Source organism: Embleya sp. NPDC059213 (genome assembly GCF_042754445.1).
Taxonomy (GTDB): Bacteria; Actinomycetota; Actinomycetes; order Streptomycetales; family Streptomycetaceae; genus Embleya.
This window is the reverse complement of sequence record NZ_JBHZAV010000039.1, coordinates 44661-66741: the sequence shown is the minus strand read 5'-3', so window position 1 is coordinate 66741 and position 22081 is coordinate 44661. Positions and strand designations below refer to the sequence as shown.

19 protein-coding genes are annotated in these 22081 nt (G+C 71.5%); 7 read left to right on the top strand and 12 right to left on the bottom strand.

All coding sequences use genetic code 11. From position 1 onward, the window contains the following. Positions 1-171: 171 nt before the first annotated feature. Genes ACFXMF_RS17215 through ssd form a run of 7 tightly spaced genes read right to left on the bottom strand, consistent with a single transcriptional unit; the run spans position 172 to position 5296 of the window. Positions 172-558, bottom strand: coding sequence for an Rv3654c family TadE-like protein (locus ACFXMF_RS17215; RefSeq protein WP_360324973.1), 387 nt, complete (start codon positions 556-558; stop codon positions 172-174). After that, entirely contained in the window at positions 555-890 is a 336-nt protein-coding gene (locus tag ACFXMF_RS17210) for a TadE family type IV pilus minor pilin (RefSeq protein ID WP_360324971.1), read from the bottom strand. The genes ACFXMF_RS17215 and ACFXMF_RS17210 overlap by 4 nt, the downstream gene beginning before the upstream one ends. Positions 891-936: 46 nt before the next feature. Beyond that, on the bottom strand, positions 937-1146 hold the full coding sequence (locus ACFXMF_RS17205) for a DUF4244 domain-containing protein (protein WP_379992101.1): 210 nt from the start codon (positions 1144-1146) through the stop codon (positions 937-939). A 34-nt stretch (positions 1147-1180) separates the two neighbouring features. Then, a complete protein-coding gene (locus tag ACFXMF_RS17200; RefSeq protein WP_379992102.1) occupies positions 1181-1894 on the bottom strand; it encodes a type II secretion system F family protein in 714 nt (237 codons plus the stop codon). 40 nt (positions 1895-1934) lie between these two features. Then, positions 1935-2774 (bottom strand): type II secretion system F family protein, encoded by an 840-nt coding sequence (locus tag ACFXMF_RS17195; protein WP_360324962.1) that lies wholly within the window; start codon positions 2772-2774, stop codon positions 1935-1937. Between the two features lie 51 nt (positions 2775-2825). Then, positions 2826-4205: a TadA family conjugal transfer-associated ATPase gene (locus ACFXMF_RS17190; RefSeq protein WP_379992103.1), complete on the bottom strand. Its 1380-nt coding sequence runs from the start codon at positions 4203-4205 to the stop codon at positions 2826-2828. After that, the gene (ssd, locus tag ACFXMF_RS17185; protein WP_360316051.1) at positions 4202-5296 is read right to left on the bottom strand and encodes a septum site-determining protein Ssd; all 1095 of its coding nucleotides are present in this window, start codon (positions 5294-5296) and stop codon (positions 4202-4204) included. Before ssd ends, ACFXMF_RS17190 begins: the two co-directional genes overlap by 4 nt. Positions 5297-5886: 590 nt before the next feature. Here ssd and ACFXMF_RS17180 point away from each other — a divergent pair. Beyond that, complete coding sequence (locus ACFXMF_RS17180) at positions 5887-6693, top strand: HAD-IB family hydrolase (protein ID WP_360316048.1); 807 nt, start codon at positions 5887-5889, stop codon at positions 6691-6693. Between the two features lie 431 nt (positions 6694-7124). Here the strand turns inward: ACFXMF_RS17180 and ACFXMF_RS17175 are convergent, their stop codons facing one another. After that, a complete protein-coding gene (locus ACFXMF_RS17175; RefSeq protein ID WP_360316046.1) occupies positions 7125-7928 on the bottom strand; it encodes an oxidoreductase in 804 nt (267 codons plus the stop codon). Positions 7929-8140: 212 nt separating this feature from the next. Between ACFXMF_RS17175 and ACFXMF_RS17170 the strand changes: the two genes are divergently transcribed. After that, a complete protein-coding gene (locus ACFXMF_RS17170; RefSeq protein WP_379992104.1) occupies positions 8141-9121 on the top strand; it encodes an ATP-binding protein in 981 nt (326 codons plus the stop codon). A gap of 58 nt (positions 9122-9179) precedes the next feature. Here ACFXMF_RS17170 and acs read toward each other — a convergent pair whose 3' ends face one another. Then, positions 9180-11168 (bottom strand): acetate--CoA ligase, encoded by a 1989-nt coding sequence (acs, locus tag ACFXMF_RS17165; protein ID WP_379989673.1) that lies wholly within the window; start codon positions 11166-11168, stop codon positions 9180-9182. Positions 11169-11316: 148 nt separating this feature from the next. Further along, complete coding sequence (locus ACFXMF_RS17160; protein WP_379989672.1) at positions 11317-13665, bottom strand: SulP family inorganic anion transporter; 2349 nt, start codon at positions 13663-13665, stop codon at positions 11317-11319. Positions 13666-13923: 258 nt separating this feature from the next. On the opposite strand from ACFXMF_RS17160, the gene ACFXMF_RS17155 reads away from it, so the two are divergent. The 5 genes from ACFXMF_RS17155 (at position 13924) to ACFXMF_RS17135 (ending at position 19573) form a co-directional block, all read left to right on the top strand. Next, positions 13924-14910: a sulfite exporter TauE/SafE family protein gene (locus ACFXMF_RS17155; RefSeq protein ID WP_379989671.1), complete on the top strand. Its 987-nt coding sequence runs from the start codon at positions 13924-13926 to the stop codon at positions 14908-14910. A 205-nt stretch (positions 14911-15115) separates the two neighbouring features. Beyond that, positions 15116-16453 carry a hypothetical protein gene (locus ACFXMF_RS17150; protein ID WP_360316034.1) on the top strand — a complete coding sequence of 446 codons (1338 nt, stop codon included), beginning with the start codon at positions 15116-15118 and terminating at the stop codon, positions 16451-16453. A 275-nt stretch (positions 16454-16728) separates the two neighbouring features. After that, entirely contained in the window at positions 16729-18051 is a 1323-nt protein-coding gene (nhaA, locus tag ACFXMF_RS17145; RefSeq protein WP_379989670.1) for a Na+/H+ antiporter NhaA, read from the top strand. A gap of 110 nt (positions 18052-18161) precedes the next feature. Continuing rightward, the gene (locus ACFXMF_RS17140) at positions 18162-18581 is read left to right on the top strand and encodes a phage holin family protein (RefSeq protein WP_360316031.1); all 420 of its coding nucleotides are present in this window, start codon (positions 18162-18164) and stop codon (positions 18579-18581) included. Positions 18582-18652: 71 nt separating this feature from the next. Continuing rightward, positions 18653-19573: an alpha/beta hydrolase gene (locus tag ACFXMF_RS17135; protein WP_360316028.1), complete on the top strand. Its 921-nt coding sequence runs from the start codon at positions 18653-18655 to the stop codon at positions 19571-19573. Positions 19574-20065: 492 nt separating this feature from the next. Here the strand turns inward: ACFXMF_RS17135 and ACFXMF_RS17130 are convergent, their stop codons facing one another. Both ACFXMF_RS17130 and ACFXMF_RS17125 read right to left on the bottom strand, forming a co-directional pair. Continuing rightward, complete coding sequence (locus tag ACFXMF_RS17130) at positions 20066-20752, bottom strand: metal-dependent hydrolase (RefSeq protein ID WP_360316026.1); 687 nt, start codon at positions 20750-20752, stop codon at positions 20066-20068. Between the two features lie 77 nt (positions 20753-20829). Continuing rightward, on the bottom strand, positions 20830-22014 hold the full coding sequence (locus tag ACFXMF_RS17125) for a MarP family serine protease (RefSeq protein WP_360316024.1): 1185 nt from the start codon (positions 22012-22014) through the stop codon (positions 20830-20832). Positions 22015-22081: the final 67 nt, after the last annotated feature.

Here is a 22081-nt window from a genome sequence, read left to right as displayed (position 1 = left end):
CACAAAAAAGTGGCCCCTCGCTCGTGACTTCGTGTCCCTTCGCTTCGCTACGGGCCACGAAGTCAACGTTTTGCGGCTCCGCCGCTCTCCGCGCTGCGCGCGTCGATCACGGGGGCGGGCTGGGTCGGGGGCGCTGACGCGCCGGGGAGTGGTGGGGCGGTGTGGGCGGGCCTACGGGGTCTCGGCTGTGTCGGGGGTGCTGACGCGTCTGGGGGTGGTGGGGCCGGCGTGGGCCGTTGCGTGGGCGGGGCCGGCCGGGGTGTTGGTGGTGACCTCTACGGTGGCGAAGGCGTTGGTGAGGTGGCAGTGGGTCGGGTCGGCGTGTTGGGCTCGGGCCACTCGGCGGGCCAGGGCGCAGGCCTCCTCGGGGTTGGCGCCGGCGGCGGCGCGGGCTGCCGCCGCGAGGGCTGCCAGGTCGGCTGCGGCGGCGGCGCGGTGTCGGGCTGCGACCGCCCCGGCGAAGGCGAACACGAATGCCGCCATGCACAGTGGCACCAGCGCGAACGCGACCACCCACAAGGTCGCCGAGCCCTCCTGGGCGGAGCTGCGAGGGTTCACGGGGCCACCTCGTCCTCCAGGGCCGCCACCGCGACATGTTCCACGTGGAACCGCACTCCGGCCCAGGCCGCTCCCGGCACGCCGACCTCGCCGGTGATCCGGAAGCGGACCAGGCCGTCCGCGCGGGACACTTCCGTCCGCGCTCCGACCGGACCCGCGGCCCGGGCCCGCTCTTGGGCGACCGTCTCCGGCTCGCCCCGGGCCAGCGCCCGTGCCCCCGCCTGTGCCGCGTCCACACAGCGAATCTGCGCGGCGGCGGCAGCGATGCCGGACACCGACACCGCGGTCAACAGGACCAGCACCGGCAGCACGACCGCGGTCTCCGCGGTCACGAAGCCGTTCGCCGCTCGCGCCCGACGCGCGGCGCCGCGGCGAGGCTCAGAACGAGACATCGAGCGCCCTGGTGATCACGCGGGTGAGCGCCGCCGCCACCCCCGGGCTGGTCACGATCTTGAACAGCACCGCCCCGAAGGCCACCGCGGCGACCGTGCCCACCGCGTACTCCGCCGTGGTCATCCCGGTCTCGTCGCGCAGCCGCAGCCACATCCGACGTGCGGCCGGAGCAAGAATCGGCAGCAGAATCTGCATGAAATCCCCCTTTTTATATGTGCATATGAATGAATCAGAAAGGCTGCAACAAGGTCGTCGTCAGCCCGATCACGATCGGAACCACTCCGATCAGCAGGAAGGCCGGCAGGAAGCACAACCCGAGCGGGACCGTGGCCCGGACCCCCACCCGGCGTGCGGCCGCACCCGCGGCGCGTCGATGCTCGGCCCGCTGCTCGTCGGCCATCCGGGCCACCAGGGCCGCCGCGGGCGCACCGCCGGTCGCGGCTCGGGCCAGGGCCCGGCCCAGGGGCGCAAGCACCGGATCGTCGGTCAGCGTCAACCAGCACCGCCCCGGATCGCCACCCAACCGCAGCGAGGCCACGATCGGCCGCAGCCGGCTCGCCAGCGGCCCACCGACCGCGTGCGCGACCGCCTCGGCGGCCTCCACCGGCGAGCTGCCCGCCACCAGGCACGCCGCGAACAGGTCGGCGGCAGAGGGCAGATCGGCCCGCAACCGCTCCCGGAGCACCCGACCGGAACGCGGTTCCAACCGACCCAGCCGCCGATCGAGCAGCACCGCCGCGGCGACCCCCGCACCGCCCCCGACCCACCCGCCGAACAACACGAACACCGCCGCCCCGCCCAGCAGCGCCGCCGCCCGCCGCCGCCACACCGGATCGGGCCCCCGCCCCGGCACCCGCCGGTCCCGCGCGCCTCCACCCCGTACCGCGGCCCCCGCACCGCCCGCCGCCGCGACGACCGCCACGAACACCGCGACGCCGCTCACGCCCCCACCCACCGGCCGACCCCCGATCCGCGCCCGGCCCTCATGCCGCCGCCGGCGCCGCGTGAGCCGCCAGGCGGTCCGTCCATTCCAGACCGACGGCCACCAGGACCAGGCCGGCGCACAGGCAGCCGATCCCGGTCGGTGTGCGGAGCAGTACATCCAGGGGCCGGGCGCCGAGACCACTGCCCAGGAACAGGCCGAAGACCGGCAGCGCGGCCAGCACGTGCGCCGTGGAGCGGGCCCCGGCGAGTTCGGCGACCAGTTCCTCGTGCGCGTCCTGCTCCGCCCGCAACGTGCCCGCGATGCGTTCCAGCGCCGGCGCGAACCCGGCGCCCCGGCCGGTCGCGATCCGCCAACACGCGGCGAGCCGCCGAAGTCCGGCCGCCCCGGGCCGGGCCGCCGCCCGATCCAGCGCGGCGGGCACATCGCCACCGACCCGGGCCGACCCGATCGCCTCGCCCACCACCGCCAGGACCGGCCCGTCCACCGCGTGCGCGGCCGCCCTCAGCGCCTCCTCCGGCGACCGCCCCGCCCGCAACTCCCCCGCCAGCACCGCGCACAACCCGGCAACCGCGCCCCGCACCGCGGCGGCCTCCCGATCGGCCGCCGCCCGCGCCCGCCGACGACGCAACACCCACGCCCCCGGCAACGCCACCAGCGCGGGCACCGGCGACCCCAGCAGCAGCGCCGCGCCGCTCCCCGCCGCGAGCACCGCGACCGGCACCCGATACCGCCGCACCCCCGCCCCGAGCCCCGACCGCCCCATCCGCTCGGCATCGAGCGCCCCCAACACCCCCCGCAACCGACCCGGCCCCACCCGAACCATCGACAACCACACCAACCCGGCGACCGCCCCCGCCGCAACCACCGCCGCCGTCATCGACTCCCCCACCCGACAAGCCCCACACCCCGTTCGAACACGCCCGGCCCCTCACCCGCGCCACCACCCCGCCAGCAGCGCGGCCAACCGCCCATGCCCAGGTCCGGGACGAGCCGCGCCCCCGCGCTCGAAGCGCATCGCGGACACCGGGTGCACCCAACCCGCCGGGTCCCGTTCGAGCACGTGGATCTCGGCCACCCGACGCAGGCCGTCGCGCTCACGCACCACATGCACGACCAGATCGAGCGCGGCGGCCAGCTGACTGTGCAGGGCGTCCCGGCCGAGGCCGGCCAGCGCCCCGAGTGCCTCCAGCCGGGCCGGCACATCCGCCGCCGAGTTCGCGTGCACCGTGCCGCACCCGCCCTCGTGGCCGGTGTTGAGCGCGGCGAGCAACTCGACCACCTCGGCGCCGCGCACCTCGCCGACCACGAGTCGATCCGGCCGCATCCGCAGTGCCTGACGCACCAGATCCCGCAGCGTCACCTCGCCCGCGCCCTCGACGTTGGCCGGCCGCGACTCGAGCCGCACCACATGTGGGTGACGCGGCGTCAGCTCGGCCGAGTCCTCGGCCAACAAGAGCCGTTCGGCGGGATGAGCGCAGCCGAGGAGCGCTCCGAGCAGCGTGGTCTTGCCCGATCCGGTGCCCCCGGAGACCAGGAACGCGGCGCGAGCCGAGACGACCGCACACAGCAGTTCGGCCGCAACCGGCGACAACGAACCGACCCGGACCAGATCGGCCAGCCCCAACGAGGTGCGCCGAGGCACGCGCAACGACAGGCACGTGCCGCGCACCGCGACCGGACGCAGCACCGCGTGCAGCCGGATCCCGTCGGCGAGCGTGGCGTCCACATACGGCGAGGCGTCGTCCAGCCGCCGCCCGGCGCCGCTCGCCAACCGCTGGGCGAGCCGCCGCACCGCCGCGTCGTCCGCGAACGTCACCGCCGTACGCTGCGGCCCCGCGCCCCGGTCGATCCACACCTCGTCGGGCGCGTTGACCAGCACGTCGGTGACCTCGGGATCACGCAGCAGCGCGTCCAGCGGCCCGGCCCCGGCGATCTCCGAGCGCAACGCCCGGACCAGGTCCGGCAACGCCGCCTCGCCGAGCACCCGCCCCTCGGCCCGCAGCGCCGCCGCCACCGCACCGGGCGTCGGCTCGTGTCCGCCTGCGGCCAACCGCGACCGCACCGCCTCGACCAGCCCCGGATCCGGCGGCGCCGGCACCGACGCGGCGGGGCCGGCCACCGGCACCGGTCGCAATTGCGGCGCCGAGAAGACCCCGGTACCGCCCTCCGCCGGCGTCGGCACCGGCCACGGCGGCGGCTGCGGCACCCCCGTCGGCCGCACCTGCCGCCCGCCCCGCGGCGGCGACCCACCCGGCAGCGGCGTCGGCGGCGGAAATGGCGGCATCGGCGGCACCTCGCGCGCACTCACGCGGCCTCCCGACGCACCACGCCGGCCGGATTGCCCGCCAGATACTCCCGACAGAACCGGGCCAACGGCCCGCGTGAGCGCAGCCCCGGCGGATCACCCCGCTCGGCGGCGGCCGACAATCCCGCCTCCGGTCGCAACTCGCCCGCGAGCGGCAGGCCGAGACCGCGCGCGGCCGCCTCCGAGGTCAGCCCCGAGGAACTCGGCTGCCGCACCACCGCCCGCAGGTCACGCACCATCGGACCGACCCGCGCCGACACCTGCGCCGCCGCGGCCAGCGCCCGCACCTCGGCCGGCACCACCAACAACCCGGTATCGCACTGCCGCAGTGCCTCCGCCCCCGCCGAGTCGGTGTGCCGCGGCACGTCGAGCACCGCGACGTCGTGCCGTCTGCGCACCGCCCGCACCACCGAGCGGATCGTGTCCGGCGGAATCCCCGGCGGTCGCTCGCGATCCCACGAGAGCACGGTCAGCCCGTGCAGGTGCACCAGCGCGTCGGACAGCGCACCGCCGTCGATCCGGCCCCGCGCGCTCGCCAGGTCCGGCCAACGCAGGCCGCTCTCGTCCTCACCGCCGAGCAGCACGTCCAGTCCCCCACCCAGTGGATCCACGTCCACCAGCGCGGTGTTCAGCCCCCGGCGTCCCGCGGTCACCGCGAGCGCGCAGGCCAACGTGCTCGCCCCGCTGCCGCCGCAACCGCCGAGCACCGCGATCGTGTGCGCGTCCGGCCCGGTGCCCTCCGCGACATCGCCCAGTCGATCGACGATCCACGCCTCCGCGTCCGGCAGGAACACCACGTGGTCCGCCCCGACGTCCAGGGCCCGTCGCCACACGTCGCCGTCGTCCAGGTCGGCGCCGATCAGCACCACGTCCTCCCGGCGGGGCAGTCCGCAGCGGGCCAGACCCGGTGTCACGTCGTCGCCGACGATCACCAGCGGCGCCGCCGGCCACGCGGTCCGCGCCGCGCCCGCGTCCGGCTGCACCTCGGGCTCGATCCCGGCCGCGGCGCACAACCGCAGAAGTTCGTCGAGCAGGGTCGGATCACCGGTCACCAGGAGCGGGCGGGCCGGCCGCGGTGGGGAGAGCGCTGCCACGGAACCTCCAGGGGTCGGGGAGGTCCGTCCGAACCGGCCCTCCCGAGAACTGACCCCACCGTCGCCGCCGGCGCGCGCTCGGCCGAGCGGGTGGTTCGTGCCTGTGTACAAGCCCGCGGTTGTGGACGACGGATTCACTCGTGCGAGGGACGGCCGGACCGTCCCGGACGGACTCATCGCGTCGACGCGCCCGTGACACGCCGAAAATCGCCCGGGAATCCACCGGAAACACCGGAGAAGGGCAGGTCCGAAAAGGTCACCGACCACACACGGACGGCCGACCCGGAATCGAGGATTCGATCCGAACCGGCCCGGACACTACGGTGACAAATCCCGCCCGCACGCGATGGGTTGGACAAAGAACCGGCCCACACAGGGGTACGGACGCAAAAAAGCCCCCGGACAAGCGACGACCCCCGCCGGGGGGGAGAGCGGGGGTCGTCTCCACGGCCGACTCGGGGGGGGAGGAGTCGGACCGGGTTAGCACGGTCGCGAACGATCCGTGACTTCCAGGATGTACCCGAGGGGGTTCTCTAGCAAACCCACGACGTGGAGTTTACGCCGAATGGCTGCCCTTATCCTCGTGAACTGTGGAAACCCAGGCTCCGAAGCGGACAGCAGCCTTCTTCGACCTCGACAAGACCATCATCGCCAGGTCCAGTGCGCTGGCGTTCAGCAGATCCTTCTACCACGGCGGTCTCATCAATCGCCGCTCCGTCCTCAAGAGTGCATACGCGCAGTTCGTCTTCCTCGTCGGCGGCGCGGATCACGACCAGATGGAGCGCATGCGTGAATATCTCTCCGCGCTGTGCCGCGGCTGGGACGTCCAGCAGGTGCGCGAGATCGTCGCGGAAACCCTGCACGACATGATCGACCCGATCATCTACGACGAGGCCGCCTCCCTGATCGAGGAACACCACGCCGCGGGTCGCGACGTGGTCATCGTCAGTTCCTCCGGCGCCGAGGTGGTCGAGCCGATCGGCGACATGCTGGGCGCGGACCGGGTGGTGGCCACCCGGATGGTGGTCGAGGACGGCCGCTACTCCGGCGACATCGACTTCTACGCGTATGGGCCCAACAAGGCCGCGGCGGTCAAGGAGTTGGCCCGAACCGAGGGCTACGACCTCGCCTCCTGCTACGCGTACAGCGACTCGATCACCGACCTGCCGATGCTCCTGGAGGTCGGCCACCCGTACGCGGTCAACCCCGATCGCGGCCTGCGCCGCGAGGCGACCGGGCGAGGCTGGCCGGTGCTGGTGTTCAGCCGGCCGGTCGCGCTGCGCCAGCGGGTGCCGTCGCTGTCGGTGCCCTCGCGCCCCGTGCTCGCGGCGACCGCGATCGGCGCGGGTGCCACCGCGGCCGGCTTCGTCTGGTACCTCGCCAAGAAGCGCCGCTGACCCCGAACACCCACGGGAGGCGCATCGCCCGCCGGGCCGGCCGACACGCCGGCGGGTCGACCACACGGCGGATCGGGAGCAAATCCGACAAAGGCCAAAAGTAAAGATCTTGGGCCAGGGGTTCCCCTCCTCCCGGCAACCCACTAGAAAAGGGACCAACGGCCCGTACGGCCCCGCTTCGGCGGTCGGCTCGCGCGGACCGAACACGACCGCCGGGAACCCACGTGCGACCGACCCTCGTAGGGGCCGAACGCGTCGGACGACCTGCATGTTCTTCCCCCCGTGGATGCGCATGCCGGGGCCGATCGTCATAACTGGTACACGCTTGGTACCCCGGTGGGAGTGCGCAAACGGCGGCGTCCGCAAGGGCGCCGCCGTCTCGTTTCCCGGGCCCCGCCGAGCCGGTCGTGCCGTCCCGCCCACAGGACGGATCAGATCCCGCGCATCACCGCTTCGCAGACCGCGACGCTCTCCCGCGCGCCCAGCGTCATCGCCTCGGCGCAGTGCCCGATCCAGGTCGCCACACCCGCCGCGGTGCCGCTCTCGTACGCGCGCAGCGCCGCCGCGTAGGCGTCCACGCCCAGGTCCAGGTGGCCGACCTCGGGCACGGCCGCGCCCTTGGGGTCCAGGCCGCGGGTGATCAGTACGATCCGCTGCGCGGCCCGGGCAACCAGGCCGTTGCCCCAGCCGAACGGGGCGAGCGTGAGGATCTCCGCGTGGGTGACCGCGGCGACCACGATCGCGGGGGCCGAGGACGGCGCGAGCAGCAGTCGGGACAACCCGTCCAGGCGGGCGGCCACCTCCTCCGCCGACGGCAGCGGCCCGGGCAGTTCGCCGTCGCGGCGCGGCCGGCCGAGCGCCTCGGCGGGCACCGCGTCGGCGGCGGCGACCACATGCAGCCGGGCCAGCACCTGGAGCGGGCTGTGCCCCCAGGTGCCCAGCAGCGAGCCGATCTCGGCGGACAACCGCAGCGCGCCCGCGATCACCGCGCCGTCCCGGCCCGAGGCCGAGAAGTCGGTGCGGCGGCGGATCTCCTCCAGCGACCAGTCGACCCCTTCGAGGGCGGCGCTCGCCCGCGCGCCGCGCAGTGCGGACTCGGCGCTGATGTCCATGCTGCGGCGGCGCATCGTGCGGTGGCCGAGCAGCCGGTCGACGGCCTTGCGAGTGTCCTCGACGGACTCCGGCACGCCGGGCAGGGCGGCGAGGGCGGCGAGGGGATCGGTTGCGGTGCTCACCCGGGCGACCCTACGCCGCGCCGGAAACCGTCCGCGACACCGGTCCGCGCGAGGCCCACCCGTCGACCCACCCGCCGGCGCGTGCTCACCGAACGACTTGACGCGGACACGGTAAGCGACGGATGATCCTATTCGAAAACGATTGTCAAACCCGAATGCCGGACCCGCGTCGTCGGCCCCGGACGTTCGGACCGTCACCGAAGGGCCCATCCGTGAAGATCGCCTTCGTCGGCAAGGGCGGCAGCGGCAAGACCACGCTGTCGTCCCTGTTCATCCGACATCTCGCGACCACCGGCCGGCCGGTGGTCGCCGTGGACGCGGACATCAACCAGCATCTGGGCGTGGCCCTCGGCCTGGACGAACGCGCCGCCGCGGCACTGCCCGCGATGGGCGCCGAGTTGCCCGCGATCAAGGAGTGGCTGCGCGGCGACAACCCGCGGATCGGCTCGGTCACCGAGATGGTCAAGACCACGCCGCCCGGCCGGGGTTCGCGGCTGATCCGACTCGCCGACGACAACCCGATCCACGCTGCGTGCGCGCGCGAGGTGCCCGGACTGCCCGGTCTGCGGCTGATGGCCACTGGTCCGTTCGAGGAGTCCGACCTGGGGGTGGCCTGCTACCACTCGAAGGTCGGCGCGGTGGAGCTCTACCTCAACCATCTCGTCGACGGCGCCGGCGAATACCTGGTGGTGGACATGACCGCCGGGTCCGACTCGTTCGCCTCCGGGCTGTTCACCCGCTTCGACCTCACCTTCCTGGTCGCCGAGCCGACCCGCCGGGGCGTCGGCGTCTACCGGCAATACCGCGACTACGCGCGCGACTGGGGCGTGTCGCTCGCGGTCGTCGGCAACAAGGTCCAGGGCCCCGAGGACGTCGAGTTCCTGCGCGAGCACGTCGGCGCGGACCTGCTGACCTGGACCGTGCAGTCCGACTTCGTCCGCGCCCTGGAGAAGGGCCGCGCGCCCGGCTTCGAGACGCTGGAGCCGGCCAACCGCGCCGCGTTGCACACGTTGGCGCGTGCCTGTGACGCCCGCTTCGAACACCGCGACTGGGAGCGATACACCGCGCAGATGGTCGAGTTCCACCTGCGGAACGCACAAAGCTGGGCCAACGCCAAGACCGGCGTCGATCTCGCCGAGCAGGTCGACTCGGCGTTCGTGCTCGGCCCGCAGGCGATCTCCGCCGGGGTCTGAACGCGGCGGGGCGGCCCGCCCCCGAAGGGACGGGCCGCCCCGGGCCCGCAGATCCCGCTCAGTCCTCGGCCGCCACCGACGACTGCTGCGCGGAGATCTGGTCCATCACCGACGAGTCGGTCAGCGTGGTGACGTCGCCCAGCGTGCGGCCCTCGGCCATGTCCCGCAGCAGGCGGCGCATGATCTTGCCGGAGCGCGTCTTGGGCAGTTCGGTGACCACCTGGATGCGCTTGGGCTTGGCGATCGGGCCGAGCACCCGGCCGACGTGCTCGCGCAGTTCGGCGACGAGTTCGTCGGAGGAGTCCCCGGCCGAGCCGCGCAGGATCACGAACGCCACGATCGCCTGGCCCGTGGTCGCGTCGGTGGCGCCCACCACGGCCGACTCGGCGACCTTGGCGTGCGAGACCAGCGCCGACTCGACCTCGGTGGTGGAGATGTTGTGGCCGGAGACGAGCATCACGTCGTCCACCCGGCCGAGCAGCCAGATGTCGCCGTCCTCGTCCTTCTTGGCACCGTCGCCGGCGAAATACAGCCCGTCGAAGCGGGACCAGTAGGTGTCTTGGAACCGCTGGTCGTCGCCCCAGATGGTGCGCAACATCGACGGCCACGGCTGGTCGAGCACCAGGTAGCCGCCACCGCCGTCGGGCACCTCGGTCGCGGTGTCGTCGACCACCTTGGCCGAGATGCCCGGCAGCGCGCGCTGCGCGGAACCCGGCTTGGTCGAGGTGACGCCCGGCAGCGGGCTGATCATGATCGCGCCGGTCTCGGTCTGCCACCACGTGTCGACGATCGGGGTCTTCCCGGCGCCGATGTGCTCGCGGTACCAGATCCACGCCTCGGGGTTGATCGGCTCGCCGACGCTGCCCAGGACGCGCAGCGAGGACAGGTCGAACTTCGCGGGGATGTCGTCGCCCCACTTCATGCAGGTGCGGATCGCGGTGGGCGCGGTGTACAGGATGGTGACCCCGTACTTCGCCACGATCTCCCACCAGCGGCCCTGGTGCGGCGAGTCCGGCGTGCCCTCGTACATGACCTGGGTGGCGCCGTTGGAGAGCGGGCCGTAGGTGATGTACGAGTGCCCGGTGACCCAGCCGATGTCGGCCGTGCACCAGTAGACGTCGGTCTCGGGCTTGAGGTCGAACACCGCGTGGTGCGTGTAGCTCGCCTGGGTCAGGTAACCGCCGGAGGTGTGCAGGATGCCCTTCGGCTTCCCCGTGGTGCCCGACGTGTACAGGATGAACAGCGGGTGCTCGGCGTCGAACGCCTGCGGCTCGTGCTCCTCGGACTGCGCGTCGACCAGGTCGTGCCACCAGATGTCGCGGCCCTCGGTCCACGCGACGTCGCCGCCGGTGCGACGCACCACGAGCACGTTGCGCACGTCCGGGCAGGACTCCAACGCCTCGTCGATGGCGGGCTTGAGCGCGGAGGGCTTGCCGCGCCGGTAGCCGCCGTCGGCGGTGATCACGATCCGCGCGTCGTTGTCGTTGACACGTGAGGACACCGCGTCCGCCGAGAAGCCGCCGAAGACGACCGAGTGCGGGGCGCCGATGCGCGCGCAGGCGAGCATCGAGATCACCGCCTCGGGGATCATCGGCAGGTAGATCGCCACCCGGTCGCCCGCCTCGACGCCCAGCGAGGTGAGCGCGTTGGCCGCCTTGGACACCTCGCGCTTGAGGTCGGCGTAGGTCAGCGTGCGGGTGTCGCCCGGCTCGCCCTCGAAGTGGATCGCCACCCGGTCGCCGTGGCCCGCCTCGACGTGCCGGTCGACACAGTTGTAGGCCACGTTGAGCTTGCCGTCGGCGAACCACTTCGCGAACGGGGGCGTCGACCAGTCCAGCGTCTCCTGCGGCTCCACCGCCCAGTCCAGCCGCCGGGCCTGTTCGGCCCAGAAGCCGAGCCGGTCGGCCGACGCCCGCTCGTACGCCTCGGCCTTGACGTTGGCGGCCTCCGCGAGCGCCGGCGGGGGCGCGAAGCGTCGCTCCTCGCGCAGCAGGTTCGACAGTGCCTCTTGGGCCTTGTCCCCGGTGTTCCGGTCTGCGTTGCTCACGCGTACTCCTCCGTGCTGCTGCGGTCGGTTCCTTCCGCCGTAGCTCATCAGGGACCGGCCCGAGCCGGCAAGAGGAGGACCGCGATTGGTTTAGACCACTTCTCGGGCCACGGCGCATCGTGGCCGACGGCGAGATCGTACGGGGTGGCTACCCCGCATTGAGTGCCGGAAAAGTGTGATCTTCGGCGCCCGTCGCGAGCACCTCCGGCAGCGCCCCGGACTCCGCCCGCTCCGCGTCCACCGGCCCGAAATCGCCGCGCACGCCGTCGTAGAGGTACATCTGCGCGGAGGCGAGGTCGAAGTAGAGCCCGAACAGGCGCAGTCGTCCTGCGGCCACCGCCTGGGCGACCACCGCGTGGTCGAGCAGGTTGTCCAACTGCTGGACCACGTTGGTCAGGCACAGTTGTTCCACCGGTGGTACCCGATACCCGGTCAGGGTCGGCGCGGGGCCGGCGGTGAAGCGCGCCAGCGACAATTCGCCGTTGCGCAGCCAACGGTCGAGGTGCGGCGTCGTGCCGGGCTCCGCCCCGGCCTCGGGCGCCTTGCCGACCTTGTCGAGCAGCGCGCCCATCGCCCCGCAACCGGAGTGCCCGCACACCGTGATGCTGCGCACCCCGAGCACCGCCACCGCGTATTCGATCGCCGCGCCCACCGACGCGTCGGCCGTGTCGGAGCCGGCCTGCCCGGTCTCGCCGCGCGGCACCAGGTTGCCGACGTTGCGCACGGTGAACAGGTCCCCGGGGCCGCTCGCGGTGATCAGGTTCGGCACGATCCGCGAATCGGCGCAGGTGATGAACAGTTGTGCGGGCTTTTGTCCCTCCAGCGCGAGCCGCTCCAGGAACGGCTGGACCAGCGGCGCGGTGCGCTGTTGGAACTCGCGCGCACCGGCCACCAGCGCCTGAGACGCGGTGCCGTCCTCGCGCGGGCAGGCCCGCTGCCAGTGCCACCACGGCGCGAACCAACGCGGCGAGGGGGTCAGTCGAGAGCGCCTGGGGCCCGGCGAACCGCCTGCGGCCCGCTCGTAGCAACCGTCGTGGATCTCCTCGATGTCCACCCGACCGCCGCGCGCGAGGTAGCCCACGCGCCACGAGTGCACCGCCTCGAACGCGGCCTGGTCGAGGTAGTCCACCGTCATGTCGACCACGACGTGCTCGCCCGGCGGCAACTTGCCCAGCACTCGGGACAGTCGCGGCACCGACAGGAAGGTCAACGAGCCGTGCACCTCGACGTGCAACACGCCGTCGCCGGGATGCACCCGCACGGTGCTGCGGCTGAGCCGATACAGCGCGGTGAGCACCGCGACCACCACGCCGAGCAGCACGCCTTGGAGCACGCCGGCCAGGATCACCCCGGCGATGGTGGCCGCGTAGGCGGGGAACTCGCGATGCCGGTGCACGTGTCGGATGTGCGCGAGGCTGACCATCTGGATGCCGACCACCATCACCAGCGCGGCCAGCACCGCGAGCGGGATGCGCTCGACGAAGGCGCCGAGCAGGCCCACGAACAACATCACCCACACGCCGTGCATGATCGTCGCGGCCCGAGTGAGCGCACCGGCCCGCACGTTGGTCACCGAACGGATCGCCACGCCGGTCACCGGGTAGCCGCCGATCGCGCCGGAGACCATGTTGCCCACGCCCTGACCGATCAGTTCGCGATCGAGCTTGGCGCGCGGCCCGTGGTGCAGCCGATCCGCTGCGGCGGCCGAGAGCAGCGACTCCATGCCGGAGACCAACGCGACGCTGATCACACCCACCGCGATCGCGCCCCACGCGCCCGCCGGCGGCAACACCGGGGTGGTGAGGGCGATCGAGGACAGGTCCACCCGGGCCACGTTCAGGTGCAGGACGCTCGCGGTCACCGTGGCGAGCGAGACCGCGATCAGCGGCGCGGGCACCCGGCCGAGCCGCGCCCACCGCCCGGGCAGCCTGCCGAGCATCGGCCAACCGAGCAGCAGGACCACGGTGATCACCCCGACCGCGACCGTCGGGGCACGCAGATTGCCCACCTGGGTGGGCAGTTCGTGCAGGTTCTCCCAGGCCGAGCGCTGCGGCGCCCCGCCCAGGACCACGTGCAACTGGGCCAGCGCGATCACCACGCCGATGCCCGCGACGACGCCGTGCACGACGGCCGGCGACAGCGCGAGGGTGGCGCGGGCCACCCGGAGCACGCCGAGCAGGATCTGGAGCAGGCCGGCGCCGACGGTGACCAGGCAGGTCACCCGCCAGCCGTAGGTCTGGACGAGGCCGGCCACGATCACGGTCAGGCCCGCGGTGGGACCGCTCACCTGGAGCGGTGCGCCACCGATCAGGCCGACCACGATGCCGCCGACCACGGCCGAGATGATGCCGGCGCCGAGAGGGGCGCCGGCTGCGAGTGCGATGCCGAGCGACAGCGGCACGGCAACCAGGAAAACCACGAGTGAGGCGCCGAAATCCGCGCGCAGCGCGGCGATTCGGGAGACCGGCGCGAGCGTGATGTCAGGGGCAACGGGCATGTCCGTGTCCTCCGGGGTCAGTCATGTCAGTCATGTCATGGCGGGCATGGCTGCCGCAGGGGTGGCGGCGCGCAGGGTCGAACAAGAGTGCCGGGCCGGATAGGCCAAGTTAACTCTAAGTGTTTACCTTGTCACAGTAAGGCTATTCTTTTCAGAACGTAAAATATGCACCCACATGGGTGAATCAGGTGTTTCGCGTCGAGAACCTTCCACACCGTGTGTGATGGCCCGTAATCTCCCCGGAGTGGGGGTGGTTCCGTGCAGGTACTCACACTGTTCGCGACCGGGCTCGGTGCGGGGTTCGTCGCGGGCGGCGCGTCCTGCGCGGCGGTCCAGGGCGGCCTGCTCGCCGGCGCCGTCCGGCCGCGCCCGACCCCGGCCGCCGGTTGCCCGACGACAGTGCCGCGCGGCCTGCTCCCCCGGGCGCTGGCCGTTTTCCTGGGCGCCAAGCTCGCCGCGCACGCCGTCCTGGGCGCCCTGCTCGGGCTGCTTGGCGGCGCGATCCAACCGACCCCCGGCACCCGCGCGATCCTGCTGCTCCTGGCGGGCGCGCTGATGGTGCTCTTCGGCCTGTCCATGCTCGGTGTGCCCGGGGTCGGCAGGCTGCTGCCGCGCGCCTTCACCCGCGGCGCCGGCCGCGGTCCACTGCTGTTGGGCGCCGCCACCGTGCTGGTGCCGTGTGGCGTCACCCTGGGCGTCGAACTGGTCGCGGTGACCTCGGGAAACGCGTTCGGCGGAGCCGCCGTGCTGACCGGTTTCGTGCTCGGCACCCTCCCGCTGTTCGCCGCGCTCGGCCTGCTGGTCGGCGCCTCCGGACGAGTGCTGCGCGGCCGACCGACCGCGCTCCTGGGCCTGTTGGTGCTCGCGGTGGCCGCGTGGACGATCGCCTCCGGACTGCGCCTGGGCGGCTGGTGGACGCCGGCCGCGGCGGGCACCGTGGATCACGCGGCGGCGCGCACGGGCACCGACGGCGTGCAACGAGTCACCGTCCGGGTCGGGAACGAGGGCTACCACCCGGCCCGCGCGCTGGCCCGGGCCGGCGTGCGCACCGTGCTGGTGTTGCGTACCGACCACACCACCGGCTGCACCCGGGGCTTCGTGCTGCCCGCCCGGGACGAGCAGCGGGTGTTGCCGGTGACCGGGGCGGCCGAAATCGACCTGGGCACACCGCGCGCCGGCACCCTGACCTGGACCTGTGCGATGGGCATGTACAGCGGCCGCATCGAGTTCCGGAGCGACCCCTGACGCCCGCCCGGCTCGGATCGCTTCCGGGGCCCGACTCCCCGTACGGTGATGTGTCCGCGCTCACGTATGCCGGGTGATCCGCCGCGTCCCGACTCGGGTACGCGGTGAAAGGTCCGGGCACGCACGCAACCGGGTGGGCCCGGCGTGCGTATGTATCGATAGGTAATACAGCCCGGTCCGGCATGTCCATGGGAAGAGGTGAACTGTGCGAACTGTCCGCGGCGCTGCGGTGCTCGTCGTTGTCGCAGTCCTGGCCGCTATCGGTTTCGTGGTTTTCGCAAAGGACGGGAAAGATTCCGGCAATTCCTCTGCAAAGAACCCTGGCAACGGAAATCCGAGCGCTCCGGGCAAGGAATCGGACAAACCGAGAGGTCCGGTCAAGCCGATCGGCGACGGCTCGACCGCCGACACCGGCCCCCAGCCGAACCAGCCCAAGGTGGAGAAGCTCAAGCCGGGCGAGAAACCGCCGCAGTTCGTCATTTTCTCCTGGGACGGCGCGGCCGAGGACGGAAACAAGCTGGTCTCGGAATTCTCGAAGCTGTCCGAGGCGAACAAGGCTCAGATGACGTACTTCCTGAGCGGTATCTACACGTTGCCGAAGACGAAGAAGGCCATGTACACCGGCCCGAAGCACGCGGCCGGCGCGTCCGACATCAACTTCATGTCGGACGAAACGGTGCGCAATACGATCATCCAGATGCGTGAGGTCTGGCTCAAGGGCAACGAGATCGGCACGCACTTCAACGGGCACTTCTGCAACAGCGCCACGAGCGGCAAGAGCTGGAGCCCCGCGGACTGGAAGAACGAGACCGAGCAGGCGGTCAAGTTCGTCCAGAACTGGAAGACCAACACCGGGTACGCCGACCTGCCGCCGCTGCCGTTCGACTACGCGCCGGGCAAGGAACTCATCGGCGGCCGGGCCCCGTGCCTGGAGGGCCAGCCGAATCTGATGCGGGCCGCCAAGGAAATGGGATTCCGCTACGACGCGAGTTCTCCCGGCGGTCTCCAGGTGTGGCCCAAGCGCGGCAAGGAGACCGGCATTTGGGACTTCCCGCTCCAGTCGCTTCCGTGGCCGGGCAGCCCGACCAAGTCGCAGCTCTCCATGGACTACAACATCATGTACGAGCAGGAAGCGGTGCACGGCAAGTTCGACCCGTCCAAGAAGGACGCGTGGGAAAAGGAAGCCCACGATTTCTACATGAACGGATTCCAGCGCGCCTATACCACCAATCGCGCGCCGTTGTTCATCGGTAATCACTTCGAGGACTGGAACGGCGGCATCTACATGAATGCCGTCCGGGACACGGTGACCTCGGTCTGCACGAAGGCCGACGTGCGGTGCGTGACCTTCCGTCAGCTCACCGACTGGCTGGAGGGCCAGGACCCCGCGGTGATCGCCAAGCTCCAGGGCCTGGGCGTCGGTCAGAACGTGACCGACTGGAACACGATCGTCAACGCCTCCGCGCAGTCCCCGAACAAGCCCGCGGCGTCGCGCTCGCTCGCCGCGCCGGACCACGCGGTGCTGCCGCGCCGCCAGGACTGAGCCCCCGGCGGCCCCGCCACCCTCGACGCGGCCCCGTACCGAAGACAACTTCGGTACGGGGCCTTTGCGTTGCCGCCGCGCCGGCGACGCGCGTACCGATCGGTTCCACCGGGTCGCACACATTATCGATATACTTACGGCGATCGAGGGCGGAATTCACCGCTCCGACACATGGGTCTCCCTTCGGGAGGCATGCCGGGAAGTCTGGTCGGCGCTGTTTTGTCGTTTTCGCGGGGCGGTATACGCCTGCGAGCCGCAGCCGACCTGGAGGTCCCGTGGGTGCCGAGTCCGCACCACGCAACAAGTTCTTTCGGCGCCCGTCCACGCTGGCCGAGCGGAATTTCATCGCCGACGCGCTGCGCACCGAGACCGTCGGCGGCGCACTGCTGCTGATCGCGGCGGTGGTCGCGGTGATCTGGGCGAACACCGCGTGGAGCGACGCGTATCACGACCTGCGCGACTTCCGGATCGGCCCCGAGGCACTCAACCTCAATCTGTCGCTGGGCACTTGGGCCGCGGACGGACTGCTCGCGGTGTTCTTCTTCGTGGCCGGCATCGAACTCAAGCGCGAACTCGTGGTCGGCGACCTGCGCAATCCCGCCCAGGCGGTGCTGCCGGTGGTGGCCGCCGCGTGCGGCATGATCACCCCGGCGCTGTTCTACTTCGCGGTGAACGCGGGCGGCGGCTCGCCGGACGGCTGGGCGATCCCCACCGCGACCGACATCGCCTTCGCCCTGGCCGTGCTCGCGGTGATCGGCACCAACCTGCCCTCGGCACTGCGTTCGTTCCTGCTGACGCTCGCGGTGGTCGACGACCTCGGCGCGATCCTGATCATCGCGATCTTCTTCACCGACTCGGTGGACTTCCTGGCCCTGGCCGGGGCGTTCGCCCTGCTCGTGGTCTTCGCCCTGCTCCAGCGATTCCGGGTGCGCGGCTGGTGGTGGTACGTACCGCTCGCCCTGGTGATCTGGGCGCTGATGCACGAGAGCGGGGTGCACGCCACGGTCGCGGGCGTCGCGATGGGCCTGTTGATGCGGGTGCTTCCCGACCGTGAGGAGCGGACCTCGCCGGCCGAGCACGTCGAGCACCTGGTCCGGCCGGTCTCCGCCGGCTTCGCGGTGCCGATCTTCGCGCTGATGTCCGCGGGCGTCGCGGTCTCCGGCCCGGTGCTCGCCGACGTGTTCACCCGCCGACCCACGCTCGGCATCATGATCGGCCTGATCCTGGGCAAGGTGGTCGGCATCTTCGTGGGCACCTGGCTGGTCGCCCGATTCACCCGGGCCCAGCTCAGCGACGACCTCGCGTGGTGGGACGTGTTGGGCATGTCGATGCTCGCCGGCATCGGCTTCACGGTGTCGTTGCTGATCAGCGAACTCGCCTTCACCGACGACCCGACGCTGACCGAGGAGGCCAAGGCCGCGGTGTTGGTGGGCTCGGTACTGGCCGCCATCGGGGCCTCGATCGTGCTGCGGATAAGGAACAACGCGTACGCCCGGATGTGCGCCGAGGAGAATCGCGACGACGACGGCGACGGCATTCCGGACGTCTATCAGAGCGACGCCGATCGGTTGCGGAACGAGAAGCTCGGGTACTCCTGACGGCTTCGTTTCCCATCCGAAACACTCGTACGACGCGCCCCGCTGGATCCGTATCGCCACAGCAGGGCATGATCGGGGTCGGATTATCCGTACCCGCACGAGGAGTGACCATGGCAGGCACCGACAGGTCCCCGGCCCAGGACGTGCCCGTCGACGCACAACGATCCCTCGGCGAGCTGTTCTCGTCGGCCAGCCGGGACATGTCCACGCTGGTGCGCAGTGAGATCGCGCTCGCCAAGAGCGAGGTCAAGGTCAGCGTGGTCAACGTCGCCAAGGGTGGCGGCGCGTTCGGCGCGGCGGCCTTCGTCGGTGTGTTCGCGTTCGTCTTCCTGAGCTTCGCCGTCGTCTACGGCATCCACGCCCTCGGTCTCGGCGTGGCGTGGAGCTTCCTGATCGTCGGCGGCTTCTATCTGTTGCTCGCGGGGGCACTCGCCTTCTACGGCATCAAGTCGTTCAAGAAGGTGCGGCCGCCGGAGCGGACGATCACCACGACCCGGGACACGGTGAGCACGCTGAAGAACGTCGGCTGACCCGGCGGCACGGGTCGCCCGACCGGCGGCGGAAACAGGAGCACCATCGCGAGTGTGCGACGCTGCTCGGCATGACGGTTCCCGAGAGCACCGTGGTCAACGTGGCCGGGCCCTGGACGCACCGCGACATCGCCGCCAACGGCGCGCGGTTCCACATCGCGGAGATGGGCGAGGGCCCGGTCGTGCTCTTGCTGCACGGCTTCCCGCAGTTCTGGTGGACCTGGCGGCATCAGCTACCGGTACTGGCCCGGGCCGGCTACCGCGCGGTCGCGCTGGATCTGCGCGGTTACGGCGGCAGCGACCGCACCCCGCGCGGCTACGACCCGATCACTTTGGCCCTGGACGTGACCGGGGTGATCCGCTCGCTGGGCGAGCCGGACGCGATCGTGGTCGGCCACGACCTGGGCGCCTATCTGGGCTGGACCGCCGCGGTGTTGCGGCCCAAGGTGGTCCGCCGCCTGGTCGCGGTGTCGATGCCGCACCCCCGGCGGCTGCGCGGCGCGCTGCTGACCGATCGGCATCAGATGGCGGCGAGTTCGCACATCTTCGGTTTCCAGCGGCCGTGGGTGCCCGAGCGGCAGTTGATCCGCGACGACGCGGCCATGGTCGGGGACATGTTGCGGGAGTGGTCGGCGCCGGGCCGGCCGGCCGACGAGTCGATCGCGCGCTACCGGCAGGCGATGCTCGTGCCCGGGACGGCGCACTGCGCGGCGGAGCACTACCGCTGGCTGATCCGCTCGATCCCGCGCCCGGACGGAATCCAGTACTCGGCCCGGATGAAGGCCCCCGTCGAGGTGCCCACGCTGCATCTGCACGGCGCCCTCGATCCGGTGATCCTGCCCCGCACCGCCGCCGGCTCCGGGCGCTATGTCGAGGCGCCCTACCGGTGGCGGCTGCTGGAGGGCGTGGGCCACTTCCCGCACGAGGAACAACCCACGATGTTCACCGAGGAACTTCTGGGCTGGCTGAAGGATCCGGAACCGGAACGTTGAAGTTCCGGCGCTGAACTTCCACAATGGTTTCGGGCCTTCTTGTGTAATTTTGCCAGGGATATCCGACACTTCCGTACAGATCGCCTCGATGGTCTCCGGGAGGCATTTCCGGCCCGCCGAAGCGGGGCGATTACGCCGTCGGTGACCCGGGTAGGCGCCCCCCTATGAGCCGGACGTACAACGCTCCGAGCATGGCGGCGGGGGCCGGGGACACCCGGTCGGAGACGGCAGAGACCCTCATGGTTGAGATCGGCACCACTGGCACTCACGGGTTCGAACACACGCGAGGGGCGCCGGTCGGCGCGGTTGCCGACCGGGGGGATCATTTCCCGGGACTGATGGGGATATTGCGCCGACGAGCACGTTGGTTGACGTTGCGGCTGCGCTCCCCACGCTGACGCTTCGACGCGGCTCGACACCGGGCCGCGTCGCGGTACCGCTTTCCCGCGGGTGAGTTCTTCGTATTCGCCGAACGATTGCTTCTTTTCGTTTTCAGGCGAATGCGCCGAACCACAAAAGGGCGACGGTGGCGATCATCATCACCGGCACCAGGACGAGCGTCTCCAGACGATTCCCGGTCCGGCCGACGATCGCCAGCTCGAAGCGGGTGCCCAGCGGCCAGAGCAGCGGTATCCCCTGCCTGGTGAGGAAGTCGCCGAGCAGGTGCGCGACACAGCCGAGCACGATCACCATGGGCAACCAGTCGGGTGCGGACGGCATCCAGTGGTCGACCACCGCCGTACCGCCACCGGCGAGCGCGACGATGGTGATCCAGGACGCCGGGCCCTTGCCCGGCGGACACACGTTCAGCGCGCGCAACCCCAGCGCGAGCAGCACGAAGACCATGGTGAGGGTGAACGGCCGACCCAGGTGTTGCACGCCCTGCCAGGTCAGCAGTCCGGCCACCAGGACGAAGGCGATCGAGTGGGTGGCGTGCCGATGCCCGCCGGACACCTTGGCCACGCCCGAGCACAACGCGCGCGAGAGTGGGCCGAGGAAGTTGGCGATCGTGCCGTTGTGGTGGTCGAGGTCGGGCAGCAGCGCCGCACCCGCGGTCAGGAGGGTGCCGATCACGATCTCGGCCCCGGACAGGTGGTTGTGCCACAGGTGTTGCGGCAGGACCGGCGCCGTCGCGGCGAACACCAGTGCCCCGCTGACCGCGTGCGAATGCCCGAGCATTCCCCCACCCCACCCTGCCGGTTGGCACCGTTGGCGGTGCTGCTCGCACGTCTGCCCGAACGGGCGTCGAACATGCGTCACATGGCGCAACTCTGGGTGTCCACCGGGCGGTCGCCGACCGCGCCCGCCTCGGCGTCGGCGCGCACCTCCTCGACGGTGAGCGCGTAGCCGGTGGACTCGTCGTCGAGCGACTTGGCGAAGATCACCCCGGCGACCTTGCCGCCGGGCGAGATCAGCGGTCCGCCGGAGTTGCCCTGGCGGACCTTGGCGTACAGCGAGTACACGTCGCGACTGACCGTGCCCCGCTTGTAGATGTCCGGTCCGCCGGCCTGGATCCGGGCCCGGACCCGGGCGGGTTCGACGTGGAAGGCGCCGTTCTCCGGGAAGCCGACCACGATCGCGTCCGCGCCGCTCTCCACCTTCGGCTCGAACTGCAACGGAGTGGCCTTGAGACCGGGCACCTTGAGCACCGCGATGTCGCGCTTCCAGTCGTAGAGCACCACTTCGGCCTGGTACTCCCGCCCCTCGCCGCCGATCTGCACGGTCGGCTTCTTGACGCCGCCGACCACGTGCGCGTTCGTCATCACCCGCTGCGGGGCGTAGACGAAGCCGGAGCCCTCGATCACCTTGCCGCAACTCTTCGCGGTGCCGACGATCTTGACGATGCTGTTGCGACTCTCCTGGACGGCGGGCATCGACAACAGCTTGGGGTCCGGCGGCGGGACCTGCGGGATGTCCTCGCGTACGAACGGGCTGAAGACCTGCGGGAAGCCGTTGCGGTCGAGCAGGTTGCCGAACGAGGAGAACCACGTGTCGGCCCCCTGCGGCAACACCCTCTGCACCCCGCCCAGCACCTGGGACGAGCGCACCTCGCGCGAGATGGTGGGCATCGAGGCGCCCGCGACCGAGGAACCGATCAGCCACACCACGATCAACAGCGCGCACACGCTCACGATCGAGCCGCCGGCCGCGTCCACCAGCCGCGCGGGCCGCCAGGTGAGATGCCGGCGCAGTCGGTTGCCCGCCGCGGTGGTCAGCGCCTGGAGCGCGGTGGCCAACACGAGCACGACGCAGATCGCCGCGATCGAGGGGCCCAACCCCGGCTCGAAGCGGTCGAGCAGCGACGGCACGAGCCACATGCCGAGCACGCCGCCGCCGATGAAGCCCAGGAAGGAGAGCACACCGACGATGAAGCCCTGCCGGTATCCGGAGATGGCGAAGGCCACCGCGGCGGCGAGCAGCAACAGGTCCAGGACATTCACGGGCTCACGTTCTCATGTACGAGCCCACGCTGTCCGCCGCCGTGCCGGTTCGTCGAACACCGGTGAC

Coding starts and splice junctions, on each gene's coding strand:
- ACFXMF_RS17205 (WP_379992101.1), bottom strand. CDS start 1,146: ATGCAGATTCTGCTGCCGATTCTTGCTCCGGCCGCACGTCGGATGTGG.
- ACFXMF_RS17195 (WP_360324962.1), bottom strand. CDS start 2,774: ATGACGGCGGCGGTGGTTGCGGCGGGGGCGGTCGCCGGGTTGGTGTGG.
- ACFXMF_RS17160 (WP_379989672.1), bottom strand. CDS start 13,665: ATGCCCGTTGCCCCTGACATCACGCTCGCGCCGGTCTCCCGAATCGCC.
- ACFXMF_RS17140 (WP_360316031.1), top strand. CDS start 18,162: ATGGCAGGCACCGACAGGTCCCCGGCCCAGGACGTGCCCGTCGACGCA.
- ACFXMF_RS17135 (WP_360316028.1), top strand. CDS start 18,653: ATGACGGTTCCCGAGAGCACCGTGGTCAACGTGGCCGGGCCCTGGACG.
- ACFXMF_RS17130 (WP_360316026.1), bottom strand. CDS start 20,752: ATGCTCGGGCATTCGCACGCGGTCAGCGGGGCACTGGTGTTCGCCGCG.